We start from the raw sequence: 12,255 nt of genomic DNA, 5'->3' as shown, positions 1-12,255 counted from the left end.
CGGTTTAGGACTCTATCCGGTGGTCTTCGAGAACGGTGAATCCCCGTGCTGTCAAGGCGTTCCGAAGCTCCACCCGGTCATCCAATGCCAGGTTGACTCCCTTGACCTCCTGCCACACCTCGTGCCCGCGCCCGGCCACGAGGATGGTGTCCCCGGCTCCGGCGAGCTCTACGGCCTTCACGATGGCCGCGTCGCGCGGGAAGACCTCCAGGACAGTGCAGTCCAGGCCTTCGTCATCCTTGGCCGCCAAGGCCCCGGCAAGGACGTCCGCGCGGATGGCCGCCGCGTCCTCGTCGTGGGGATCGTCGTCGCTGACAATTACGGTGTCCGCCAGCCGGGCCGCAATGGCCCCCATGGCGGGGCGCTTGCTCTGGTCGCGTTGTCCGGTGGCGCCGAAAACGATGATCACCTTGGACCCGGGCTCCGGGGACCGGACGGCTTCGAGGGCACGTTCGAGGGCGTCGGGGTTGTGCGCGAAATCCACCACGGCCGCCGGGGCCGTGGAGACGAGCTGCATCCGGCCGGGCACGGCGACGGTGAAGGGGTCTGCGGCGTCGAGGGCGGCCTGCACGGCGGCAGGCTCGTGGCCGCCGGCGAGCACCATGACCGTGGCCAGTGCTGCGTTGGCGACGTTGAAGCCTCCCGGCAGGCCAGTGTGGACGCGCAGCTCGGCGCCGTCCAGGTGCCTGAGTACGAAGTCGGAGCCAAGGCCCCGCGGAGCAGTCCGGGCCACAGTCCAGTCCGCGGTCCAGTCGGCGTCAGTCTGCCCGCTGCCGGTGGTCCCGGCCGCGGCGAGGGTTGTGACCGGGATTTCGGCGGCGGCCGCGAGCTTCCGGCCCCAGGCGTCGTCGATTGTCACCACCGCGGCGCGGGCGCGTTCCGGCGTGAACAGCCGGGCTTTGGTCTGGAAGTATTCCTCCATGGTCCCGTGCAGGTCCAGGTGGTCCTGGGTGAGGTTCGTGAACCCGGCGACGTCGAACACCACGCCGTCCACGCGGTGGAAGGACACGGCGTGCGAGGAAACTTCCATGGAGGCGGCATCGAGCCCGCGTTCGCGCATGAGCGCCAGCAGGGCGTGCACATCCGTGGATTCGGGGGTGGTCAGCAGGCTCGGGATCGGCTCGCCGCCGGCCAGGATCTCAATCGTTCCGATCAGCCCGGTCCGTTTGCCCAGCGCCCGCAAGAGGGCATTGATGAAGTAGGTGGTGGTGGTCTTGCCGTTGGTGCCCGTCACGCCGAAGAGGGCCGGCGCCCCGGCGCCGTCGGGCCGGCTCTGGTAAATGAGTGCGGACAGCCGGCCGACCACGCTGCGCGGCTCGGCGGACAGCAGCACCGGGACGGGGATGTCATTGGCCAGTGCCAGCAGGCGCGCTCCGGCGTCGTCTGTCAGGACCGCCACGGCGCCGGCGTCGACGGCCTGGGACACGAAGTCGGCCCCGTGCCGTGCGGCGCCGGGCAGGGCCACGTAGAGGTCTCCCGGGCGGACCGACCGGGAGTTCAGGGAGATCCCGGTGACCGGGACGGAGCTGGATGCCCCGGGAACGGCGACGCCGATCGCCGCACCGATGGCTGACAGCGGCACTGCGGCAACCGCAGTGGGCCGAAAGCCCGGGGTGGCGTCATGGCCGGACGGCGCGGAAGCATCGGGGGCGGTGAGCTCTGACAAGTGGATCTCCGTTGTGGTGCTAGTGGATCGGGCACTGAATGAATCGGGACCTGCGCACGGAGATAGGCTCCGGCGGGCAGGCACTGGGCAGTGGCGCCGGCTGGTAACTTCCGGGTGCCAGGTGGAACGGGCGCTACTTGGCGTACTGCGGCAGCCGGGCAGGTTCGCCGGTGGAGGGCTGGACGTTGAACGTGCGCAGCGTCTGGCTCATCACCGATCGGAACACCGGTCCGTTGGTGATTCCGTAGATGCTTCCCTTGGGCCGTTGCAGGACCACCTCAACAATAAACCGCGGATTGTCCATGGGCGCCATTCCCACCATGGAGGCCGTGAAGCCGCAGAAGCCGGATTTGCCGTCGTCGCACGGGGACTCGGACGTGCCTGTCTTGGCGCCCACGCGGTACCCGTCGATCGCGGCCTCCTTGATCTCGCCCTCGGTCACCGCGCTCTCCAGGATGTCGCGGACCTGCTTGGCGGTCTCCTTGGAAACGATCTGCTGCGGGGCCTTGGCCGGGACTTTTTCCTCGGTTCCGTCCGGGTTGATGTAGCTGTCGATCAGCCGCGGCTGGAGCATCACTCCGTCGTTGGCGATGCTCTGGTAGGCCCGGACGGTCTGGAGGGTGGATTGGGCGACGCCCTGGCCGAAGAGGACGGTGTACTGCTGGCGGCCATCCCACTGGTCAGCCGGGGTCAGGATGCCCTTGGATTCGGCCGGGAGTCCAATGTCGGGGGCGTCGCCGATCCCGAACTTCCGCAACCAGTCATGGCGCTGGTCCTTGCTCAGGCGCTGGCCCACCATGACCGTGCCGGTGTTCATGGAGTAGCCGACAATTCCGGCCAGCGTCCGGCGCTCGGTGCCGTGTTCGAACGCGTCGCTGAAGGTCTGCCCGTCCACGGTGTAGGTGGGCGGAATGGTGAAGGTGTCCAGCGGGCTGGACTTGCCTTCTTCGATCGCGGCGGCGGCCGTGATCATCTTCTCCACCGAGCCGGGCTCGTAGGAGGCGGTGACGGCCCGGACGCCGCGGTCCTCGGCCGCGACCTTGCCGGGGTCGTTGGGATCCGGGGAGTCGGTATCGGCCATGGCGATGATGTTGCCGGTCTTGGCGTCGGAGACCACAATCACACCCCACTCGGCGCCGAGCTTGTCTTTTTGGCTTTGAATCGCCTGCTGGGAAAAATACTGCAGGTCCGAATTCAGCGTGAGCTTGATGTCCTTGCCGTTAATCGCCGGCGTCAGCTCGTCCACGCCCACGGGGATGCGCAGTCCGTCGGCGCCGATTTCGAACAGGCGCTTGCCGGGTGTCCCTTTGAGGATCTCGTCCTGGGTCTGTTCGAGTCCTGCCTGCCCGGTGGTGCCGTCCTTGAGGAACCCCACAATTCCGCCGGCCACGGAGCCGTTGGGGTAGACCCGTTTGCTGGTGCCTTCGGTGACAATGCCCGGAATCTGCAGCTTGGACACCCGGTCCTCGACGTCCGGTTTCAAGTCCTTGGCCACGATGTAGTAGCGCTGGGTTCCGGTCAGGGCATCGCGCAGCGCGTCGCGGTCCATGCCGAGCACGCCGGCCAGTTCGGAGATGCCCTGGTCACGGGTGACCTTGACGAGTTCGTCCTTGCCCTTGATGGTTTCGAGCCGGCGGAACGAGTCGGTCTTGGTGTTGACGGTCTGGTCCACCACGACGTTATAGCGGATGACGCTGCTGGCCAGGACCGTGCCGGAGGAATCGAGGATACTGCCGCGCTCCGCGGGCAGCTCTATGGGCGTGAGCCGGTTATTGAGGGCCGCCTCCGCCATGCCCCCAATGTCCAGGCCCTGGACCATGAACAGCTTGCCGCCGACCACCAGCAGGAGCGCCAGCATGATGCCGAGTCCCCAGCGGAGCCGCCGGGTGGCGTTTGGGGCTTTCGCCTTGCTTGCCTTGCCGGAGTTCTTCGCCACGGTGAGTCCTTGCTGCTTGCCTTGCTGGTGGTCAGTGAGCGTTACTGCCCGGGGGTCTTCTGCGCCGGGGCGGGAACCGATCCACCGTGGAGCTCCGCCGCGGGAGCGGGCTTTGCAGGTGCCGCCGCGGGAGCGGGCTTTGCAGCCGCCGGCGCCGGCACGGTGTCCGCCGCCTTGCGCTGGGCCAGCGGTTCATTTTCCGTGACAGGCGGAACGACGTTGAGCTGTCCTGCGACGGCCGGTGCGGCGATGACGGCGCCCGGGGCATCGCCCTTGACGGCCGGTTTGGCCTTGCCGGTGACACTGAGGGTGGAGAGATCGATCTGGCCCTTGGCCAGGGATGCCACCATGCCCAGTTCCGCGGCCTTGGCCGCGAGGTTCTGCGGGGCGTCGAAGTTCTGCACTTGCTGGGTGAGGTCCTGGTTCTGCTTGGTCAGGGTGCTCTGTTCACTGCGGAGCTGGACCAACTGGTACTGGGCGGAGGAAACGGAGATGTTCAGGACCAGTACGGCCATGAGGGCAATCGCCAGGAGACCGAAGCAGAGGACCACGAATGGTGCGCGGCGCTTGCGGGGCACGGAGCGGACCACAGAAAGCGGAGTGCGCGCCTTCCGGGTCTGATCAGTGCCGGGGCGGAGGCCGGGCAGGGCACGGGCAGTGGCGCCCTGGGCAACGGGGTAGCTGTTGACGGCGGCGGTGCTCATGCGGCTCTCCTGGCTTTGATGCGTTCGACGGCGCGCAGCCGGGCGGAGGCTGCACGGGGGTTTTCGGCGATTTCAGCGGCGGTAGGTACCTCGGTGCCCTTCGTCAGGGTTTTGAGTTCGGCTTTGTGCTCTTCGAGCTCGACCGGGAAGCCGAGCGGGGCCGAGGACTTCGACCCGGCCTGGAAGAAGCCCTTGACGATCTTGTCTTCCAGGGAGTGGTAGGACATGACCACCACGCGGCCACCGAGGGCGATGGCCGCGATGGCTGCCGGAATGGCACGCTCCAGGACGTCCAGTTCCTCGTTGACCTCGATCCGGAGTGCCTGGAAAGTGCGCTTCGCGGGGTGGCCGCCGGACTTGGCGGCACCGGCGGGCACCACGGACCGGATCTGTTCGACCAGTTCGCCGGTGGTGGTGAAGGGCTTTTCGGCACGCGCGGCCACGATCCTGTTCGCGATGCGGCCGGCGAACTTCTCCTCGCCCCATTTTCGGATGATCCGGACGAGTTCTTCTTCGCTGTAATTGTTGACGACGTCGGCGGCAGTCTGGCCGCGGCTGGTGTCCATCCGCATATCCAGGGGCGCATCAAAGGAGTAGGCGAAACCGCGCTCCCGCTCGTCCAGCTGGAGGGACGAGACGCCAAGGTCCATCAGCACACCGTGGACTTCGGTGAAGCCCAGGTCCGCGAGGACGTCCGGGATTTCGTCGTAGACGGCGTGAACGAGGTCGGTCCGGTTCGCGAAGGGCGCCAGACGCGCCCCCGCCAGGGCCAGGGCTTCCTCGTCCCGGTCGATGCCGATCAGGTGGAGGTCGGGAAAGCGCTGCAGGAGGGCCTCGGAGTGGCCGCCCATGCCGAGCGTCGCGTCGATCACCACGGGGGTCTCGCCGCGGCTCCGGGCAGCCTCGAAGCCAGGGGCCAACAAATTGATGCACCGGTCCTTGAGGACCGGTACATGGCGTTCGGACGTTGGCTTCGCCTGGTCGGGATCAGTCATGCCGTCGTCCTTTCGTTGCGGGAGTTTGCTGGTTGCGGCCCTTACGCAACGTTCCTTGGTCCAGATCCCCATCCGCGCCTACCCGGTGCCGGCCTGGCTCCGGGGAAGTGAGCCAGGACAACAACCGGATGGGCGGCTGGAGATCTCGATCAAGGAACGTTGTGTGCTTGTGGATGAGTGGGGGTTCAGAGAATCCCCGGAATAGCGTCGTCTGTTTCCGAGAAGGCGGTTTCCTTTTCGGCCAGGTACTCACTCCAAGCCTGGGCGTCCCAGATCTCCGCGCGGGAACCTGCGCCAATGACGGCGAGTTCCCGGCCAAGACCTGCGTATTCCCGGAGCGCCGGCGGAATCGTCACGCGCCCCTGCTTGTCAGGTACCTCGTCCGAGGCTCCAGAGAGGAAAACACGGATGTAGTCACGTGCCTGCTTGGAGGAAATTGGAGCCTCCCGCATCTGCTCGTGAACCCGGCCGAATTCCGCCTCACTGAAAACGTAGATGCAACGCTCCTGGCCCCTTGTGAGAACCAGCCCGCTGGCAAGTTCCTCGCGGAACTTCGCGGGGAGGATAATTCGACCTTTTTCGTCCAGACGCGGCGAATGTGTGCCGAGAAACACGGCCCACCGCCCGTCTGTTCTAGAAAGTCCAACGTCCCCTGAGTTGCAACTACCCTCTTACGCCCTCCACATTACTCCACATCGCTCCACAGTCAACGACACGCCCGGGATGTTTAGACAAATTTGCGGATGTTTATCCCCTTTCGTCCCAGCATTTGCAGGGAAACAGGATTGGTGGGGGAAAGTGGAGTGATTTTTCCTGCTTGCCTCACTCGCCCTGGCCGATTCACGGTTCGGACCGGCGCCAGGGTGAATCAATTCGACGGCGCCGCCCCTTTTATGGCCCGATCGCGGCGAACCCGGGCAAGAACCGGAGCAAAATTTCTGCTTTAAATGGCGAAAGACCCGCCGAAGCGGGTCTCGCGCCGTCCCCCGGAGAGCCGGTGGCGGAAAGTGGAGGGCCTAAGGGGCCGTCACGGATTGGTTCAGGACTCGCCCCCGTGCCGTTCGTCCCAGCGCTGTTCAAGGTTGCTCATGAACGAGTTCCTGGGTTTGCCCTGCTTGCGGCCGCCGGCTGCCCGGGACCTGCCCACAGCCGAACTGCGCATCGTGGCGAAATAGACGCCGGCGCCCATCACTACAAAGCCCACAACCCCGACGATGATAATTTGCGTGGACACGCCGACCAATAACAGAAGCACGCCCGCGAGAGTCGCGAGCACGCCCATGACGAGGTGGCGTGTGGACCAAGAGCGTCCGGGGACCGATCCCATCGAGCTTGCAAACTTTGGGTCGTCCTCATTCAGCTGCTTCTCAAGTTGCTCCAGCAACTTCTGTTCGTGTTCCGAGAGCGGCATCACGACCTCCTCAAGTCTGCCAACGTCCGGGCGTGACGTATCCAGTGCCCTAATCGCCTAACGCCCGGGATTCCGAAGAGGTTCCCATTCACCGCCCTTGGTGAAAGGGGCAATTCAGCAGTCCCGTGCCGGTCTTAGCTGGCCGGGTCGCCCGAACGGTCGATCCAGTAGTCCTAAACCTAGGTATTAATAAGGATAGATTGTTGCGGCCTGTTCTGAAAGACAGTCTTAAGGCCCTGTCCCGTGTCCGAAACCCCTCGCTGGAGCCCTTGTCGGGGCGGGGCCGCCATATTCCTGCGCCGGTCCCTGCGCCGGGCTCACTCGAGGGGGCCCCCGGGATCCAGGAGCCGTGCCGGTAGAACCGACTTATTGCCGAATTTCCGGGTGACAGCATCGAGGGCTTGTTCGGCGGCCCGCCAGTTGTCGTCCCGGCGGTCCAGGCTGAGCTGGAGCGGGGCGTGGGCAGCCTCTTCCAGCTGTTCGGCCCGAATGCCCACGAGCCGGACTGTCATGGGCCTCTCACCTACCGATTCCAGGAGCTGCACTGCCACGGCGTAAAGAAGTTGGGCGCTGTCGATCGGTGTGCTGACGGTGCGGCTGCGGGTGATGGTGGAAAAGTCCGCGTAGCGCAGCTTGAGCGCCACGGTGCGGGCGTGCATGCCGGCGCCCCGGAGGCGCTCCGCGGTCCGGTGCGAAAGCCGCAGCAGCTCACGGTGCAGCAGGGCGTCATCCGCAGTGTCAGTGGCGAACGTCTCTTCGGCTCCAATGCTCTTTTCCAGCCGGACCGGCGTCACGGGCCGCGGATCGATGCCCCAGGAGAGCCGGTAGACATGCTCCCCCGACGCGCCCAGCAGCTTCCGCAGCGAGGGCAGCGGCGAGGCGGCGACGTCTGCCACCGTCCGGATCCCCCTGCGGGCAAGCACTTCCACTGTCTTGCCGCCGACGCCCCACAGCGCACTGACGGGAAGGCTGTGCAGGTACGGGACGGTTTCCTCGGGCCTGATCAGCAGCAGCCCGTCCGGCTTGCACCGGGTGGAAGCGATCTTGGCCACAAACTTGCTGGCGGCAATGCCCACCGACGCCGTGATTCCCAATTCCCGGAAGACGCGGGCCCGGATCAGTTCGCCAATCTCACGGGGCGGACCGAGCCGCCGGATGGCTCCCCCGACGTCCAGGAACGCCTCGTCCACGCTGAGCGGCTCGACGAGATCGGTGATGGAGCCAAAGATTTCCATGATCTGGCCGGAGACTTCGTAGTAGAGCTTGTGGCGGGGCTCGATAATGACAGCCGAGGGGCACATGCGTGCCGCCACCACCATAGGCATCGCTGATCTGACGCCGAACGCCCGGGCCTCGTAGGACGCGGACAGCACCACGGAGCGGTCCGCCGGATAGCCCACAATCACGGGCCTTCCCTTCAACTCGGGACGGCTGCGCAGCTCCACGGAAACAAAGAACGCGTCCATGTCCACATGCATGATGCTGCTGCGCCTCAGTTCCAGCAGGGAATCCCCGCTCAGGCGGCCGGGAAGCTGGCTGTGGGGCTGCGCATTCGGCAGCCCCCGAGGGTGCACATTTGACTGCACTCTCTGCTGATTGTCTGCGTCCGGCCCCACGTCTTCAATCCTATGCCCGGGGACTGACTAAACTGGAGGCTGATTCCGCTTCAACACCAGGAGGAAAGTCCCTGTGAAGGTATTTGGACAGCGCAAACGTGCCGCAGCAGCCATCGCGGCGGCGGGCGCGTTATTGGCCTTGGCCGCATGCACGCCCGCCGGCTCCGCGAGCCCGGCGGCGTCGTCGGCGTCGAACCCGGCCGCATCTGCGCAGTCCTCCACCACGGCTCCCCCCAGCCCTTCGGCGCAGCCCGGCACGTCGGCGACGGTTGGCGCGCTGGTTCCCGGCTTCCCGCAGAAGCTCCTGCCGCTCATGCCCGGGGCCAAGTTGGTCTCCAGCAGCTTCGATAAGACCACCGTGCCGGCAACCGTGGCACTGGTCGGCAGCATCACCGCCCCTGCCGCAGATGTCCTGGCCTTCCACACCAAGACGCTGGAGGCACAGGGCTTCAAGGCCGTACCCGGTGAAACCGTGGGCGCCCTGCCCTCGAAGGACTTCCTGCGCGGGGACAACGAAACTGTGAACATCTCCGTCATGCAGAAAGCAGGCGTGTCCACGTTCACGATTGGCGCGAACGTCGCTGCCGAGTCCGTCAAGTGAGTCTCGCTGAACAGCTAAGGCTAGAGCAGGCGGATTACGTGGCCGCCGTCGCCGGCCAGCTGACGGAGTTCCTGACCAGCCGCCAGGCCGTCATGTCCTCGATCTCCCAGGACATCGATCCGCTCATGGGCTCGATCTCAAACCTGGTCACGGGCGGAAAGCGCCTGCGGGCACTCATGTGCTACTGGGGGTGGCGTGGCGCGGGCGGGGAGGCAGGCGCCACCGAGGTGGTCACAGCCGGCTCAGCCCTGGAGCTGTTCCAGGCTGCGGCCTTGATCCACGACGACATCATTGACCGCTCGGATACCCGCCGGGGCGGCCCCAGCGTCCACCGCCGCTTCATTGAACTGCACGAGGCCCAGGGCTGGGCGCTGGACAGTGAGCGGTTCGGCCACGCGGCAGCGATCCTGACCGGGGATCTCTGCCTGTCCTTCAGCGAGGAATCCTTCACGGAAATCGGCCACCGCGCCGCCTCGGGCAGCCCGGCACGGCTGATCTTCAACCTGATGCGTGCCGAAGTGATGGCCGGGCAGTACCTGGACATCCTCGAAGAGGTCGCCGGGCCCAGGCGGGACCGCGCCGGGGCAGTCAGCCGGGCCCAGTCCATCATCCGGTTCAAGTCGGCCAAGTACTCCACCGAACACCCGCTCGCTCTCGGCGGCGCCCTGGCCGGCGCCGGCGACGAGCTGCTGCGCGGCTATTCCGCCTTCGCCCTGCCGCTCGGCGAGGCGTTCCAGCTGCGGGACGATGTCCTTGGCGTCTTCGGCGACCCCGTCACCACGGGCAAACCTGCCGGGGACGATCTCCGTGAGGGCAAGCGCACGGTCTTGGTGGCTTTCGCCCTGGACCAGGCCTCGGCGGCCGAATCAGAGTTCATCGACGCCAAACTGGGCAGCCCCGATCTCAGCGACGCGGACATCGAGGAGATCCGGCGGATCATCGTGGACTGCGGTGCGCTCCAGGCCACCGAGGTACTCATCGAGGAATTCGGCAAGGCGGCCTTCGCCGCCCTGGACCTCCTGCCGCTTCAGGAGCTGCCCAAGACCGCGCTCCGCAGGCTGGCAGAGGCCACGGTCAGCCGCGCCGCCTAATCAGAACGAAACACCGGACCAAAACGCAGCGGGCCGTGCACAGCGGCTTGCGCTGTACACGGCCCGTCATGGCACGTCTTGGGGATGCTGCCGGCTCCTTGATGCTGCCAGCGGGCTCCTACCAGGCCAGTGACTGCGCCCTGCGTCGGATTTCGGTCTTGCGCCCTTCCCGGAGGGCATCGATCGGCCGGCCGCGGAGGGACTCGTCCGGGGTAAAGAGCCAGTTGATCAGTTCCTCATCGGAGTACCCGGCGTCCGAGAGGACAACAATGGTGCCTTTCAGGCTCTCCACTGCGTGCCCGTCCTGGATGAAAGCTGCAGGCACGGACCGGATGCGCCGGTCGCCGATTCTCACAGCCGCCAGCGCACGCTCGTCCAAAAGTGCATGGACCTTGGTAATAGATACGTTCAGAAGCTGTGCGACATCGGGCAGGGGCAGCCATTCGCCCACGAGGCTTTCTACATTACTCACGCATAAAGATTGCCACGACGGGTGCCCCGCCGCCTAGTCGGCAGGCGCAGAAATGACGGCAGCGGCCATAGCCCATCCCACCGGCGGCAATGCCGCCCGGGTTCACCCGGGACCCCGCCGGGACACCAATTGCCCGACACTCCGCCGGAGAGTGGTTTGTGGAATGCCAAACAGTTCTTGTGCTAATTGCCAATTCATGAGACATTCACATAGATCACATTTGTAACAGAAATAACTTTTGTCACACTGGTAACACCAGTTCCACCGGCCTGACCGCAGCGTTGCCGCTGAGAAGAGGATCTTTCCAATGACGACCTCACGTTCGCCACAGCTCCGTCCGGGGCGCAGCCTGCCGCTGATCGCGGCCACGACGGCGGCGCTTCCCGCCGTCGTGCTTTCCTCCCTGGCGATCGCCCAGCCGGCCGCAGCCGAATCGCGTGTACGCTCGGTCCCCGCAACCCTCGCGGCTGCCATGCGAGCCCAGGCGCAGGCGGACGCAACGACGTCCCTCAAGGCGGCACTGATCCCCTCCGCCTCCGTGCCGGCAACGCTGCCAAGCGCCATGCGGCCCGCGCAGTCCGCGGCTCCCGCCGTCTACACGATCGCCCGCGGCGACACCATCAGTGCCGTTGCCGGCCGCTACGGCCTGGACACCTTCGCCGTGCTGAAGCTGAACAATCTGCAGGCGAACACCATCATCTACCCGGGGCAGAAGATCAAGCTCACGGGCTCGACGCCGGCCCCGGCAACCAAGCCCGCCGCCCCGGCCAGTTCCGCCTCTGTTACCTCCGGCTCTGGCCGCGTCTACGTCGTGAAGGCAGGCGACACCCTGAGCGCCATCGCCGCACGCCACGGCGTTGGGCTTTCCGAGCTCTTCAAGTGGAACGGGCTTGGCATGAGCTCAGTGATCTACCCCGGCCAGAAGGTCAAGGTCGGCGGCGGTTCCAGTACCCAGGCTCCGGCCGCGACAAAGCCCGCGTCGTCGGCACCCGCGCCGGCCAGCTCGGGCTCTTACACCATCAAAGCCGGCGATACCCTTTCCGGCATCTCGGCCCGCAACGGCGTCAGGCTCTCGGATGTCCTCTCGGCCAACCGGCTGACGATGTCGAGCATCATCTACCCGGGCCAGAAGCTCGTCATCCCCGGTGCGTCGACGATCGCGCCGGCTTCGAGCAAGCCTGCTGCCACCACGCCCCTCGTGCCCAGCACGTTCCTCGGGTTCAGCTACCCGGCCGCCGTGGTCAGCTCGGCCAACCAGAACAAGGCGCTGCTCAACGCCTCTCCCGTGCCCAGCCATCAGCAGATGAAGTCGATCGTGGCGGACACGGCACGGCGCATGGGCGTGGATGCCAGCCTCGCCCTGGCCTTTGCCTTCCAGGAATCCGGCTTTGACCAGCGTGCCGTGTCACCGGCCAACGCGATCGGCACCATGCAGGTCATCCCGTCCTCCGGCCAGTGGGCCTCCGATCTCGTGGGCCGCAAGCTGAACCTCCTGGACCCGTACGACAACGCCACGGCAGGCGTAGCGATCATCCGCCAGCTGGTCCGCACGAGCCCTGACTTGGACACTGCGATCGCCGGCTACTACCAGGGCCAGTACTCGGTGAGCCAGAATGGCATGTTCGAGGACACCAAGGGATACGTCGCGGCCATCAAGGCCAACCGGAGCCTGTTCGGTTAAGCACAGACACCAGCACAGGCTCCCTGACAACGGAGCGTGACGCTACGGGCCCGGATCGCATGTTGATTCGGGCCCGTTTCTG

At 66.0% G+C, this 12,255-nt stretch carries 11 protein-coding genes; 3 read left to right on the top strand and 8 right to left on the bottom strand.

Annotated elements, in window-relative coordinates; all coding sequences use genetic code 11:
* Positions 1-4: 4 nt before the first annotated feature.
* The 7 genes from MRBLAR12_RS04415 to dinB form a co-directional block, all read right to left on the bottom strand.
* Positions 5-1,666, bottom strand: coding sequence for a UDP-N-acetylmuramoyl-L-alanyl-D-glutamate--2,6-diaminopimelate ligase (locus tag MRBLAR12_RS04415; RefSeq protein WP_229992570.1), 1,662 nt, complete (start codon positions 1,664-1,666; stop codon positions 5-7).
* A gap of 133 nt (positions 1,667-1,799) precedes the next feature.
* Positions 1,800-3,602 (bottom strand): peptidoglycan D,D-transpeptidase FtsI family protein, encoded by a 1,803-nt coding sequence (locus MRBLAR12_RS04410; RefSeq protein WP_229992569.1) that lies wholly within the window; start codon positions 3,600-3,602, stop codon positions 1,800-1,802.
* Positions 3,603-3,643: 41 nt separating this feature from the next.
* A complete protein-coding gene (locus MRBLAR12_RS04405; protein WP_229992568.1) occupies positions 3,644-4,306 on the bottom strand; it encodes a hypothetical protein in 663 nt (220 codons plus the stop codon).
* Positions 4,303-5,301 carry a 16S rRNA (cytosine(1402)-N(4))-methyltransferase RsmH gene (gene rsmH, locus MRBLAR12_RS04400; protein ID WP_229992567.1) on the bottom strand — a complete coding sequence of 333 codons (999 nt, stop codon included), beginning with the start codon at positions 5,299-5,301 and terminating at the stop codon, positions 4,303-4,305. Before rsmH ends, MRBLAR12_RS04405 begins: the two co-directional genes overlap by 4 nt.
* 185 nt (positions 5,302-5,486) lie before the next feature.
* Complete coding sequence (gene mraZ, locus MRBLAR12_RS04395) at positions 5,487-5,915, bottom strand: division/cell wall cluster transcriptional repressor MraZ (protein WP_090956633.1); 429 nt, start codon at positions 5,913-5,915, stop codon at positions 5,487-5,489.
* 425 nt (positions 5,916-6,340) lie between these two features.
* Positions 6,341-6,712 (bottom strand): DUF3040 domain-containing protein, encoded by a 372-nt coding sequence (locus tag MRBLAR12_RS04390; protein ID WP_229992566.1) that lies wholly within the window; start codon positions 6,710-6,712, stop codon positions 6,341-6,343.
* 317 nt (positions 6,713-7,029) lie between these two features.
* Positions 7,030-8,178, bottom strand: coding sequence for a DNA polymerase IV (gene dinB, locus MRBLAR12_RS04385; RefSeq protein ID WP_414645461.1), 1,149 nt, complete (start codon positions 8,176-8,178; stop codon positions 7,030-7,032).
* A gap of 223 nt (positions 8,179-8,401) precedes the next feature.
* Here dinB and MRBLAR12_RS04380 point away from each other — a divergent pair, with 223 nt between their 5' ends.
* Positions 8,402-8,929 carry a hypothetical protein gene (locus MRBLAR12_RS04380; RefSeq protein ID WP_229992565.1) on the top strand — a complete coding sequence of 176 codons (528 nt, stop codon included), beginning with the start codon at positions 8,402-8,404 and terminating at the stop codon, positions 8,927-8,929.
* Positions 8,926-10,020 (top strand): polyprenyl synthetase family protein, encoded by a 1,095-nt coding sequence (locus tag MRBLAR12_RS04375; RefSeq protein ID WP_229992564.1) that lies wholly within the window; start codon positions 8,926-8,928, stop codon positions 10,018-10,020. Before MRBLAR12_RS04380 ends, MRBLAR12_RS04375 begins: the two co-directional genes overlap by 4 nt.
* A gap of 118 nt (positions 10,021-10,138) precedes the next feature.
* Here MRBLAR12_RS04375 and MRBLAR12_RS04370 read toward each other — a convergent pair whose 3' ends face one another.
* Positions 10,139-10,492 (bottom strand): Rv2175c family DNA-binding protein, encoded by a 354-nt coding sequence (locus MRBLAR12_RS04370; RefSeq protein ID WP_026538795.1) that lies wholly within the window; start codon positions 10,490-10,492, stop codon positions 10,139-10,141.
* A 307-nt stretch (positions 10,493-10,799) separates the two neighbouring features.
* On the opposite strand from MRBLAR12_RS04370, the gene MRBLAR12_RS04365 reads away from it, so the two are divergent.
* A complete protein-coding gene (locus MRBLAR12_RS04365; protein WP_229992563.1) occupies positions 10,800-12,173 on the top strand; it encodes a lytic transglycosylase domain-containing protein in 1,374 nt (457 codons plus the stop codon).
* Positions 12,174-12,255: the final 82 nt, after the last annotated feature.

Origin of the sequence: Arthrobacter sp. LAR12-1-1.1 (assembly GCF_040676555.1) — a bacterium.
Classification (GTDB): Bacteria; Actinomycetota; Actinomycetes; order Actinomycetales; family Micrococcaceae; genus Arthrobacter.
Note: the sequence above shows the minus strand (reverse complement) of the source record. Positions and strands in the feature narration are given on the sequence as shown.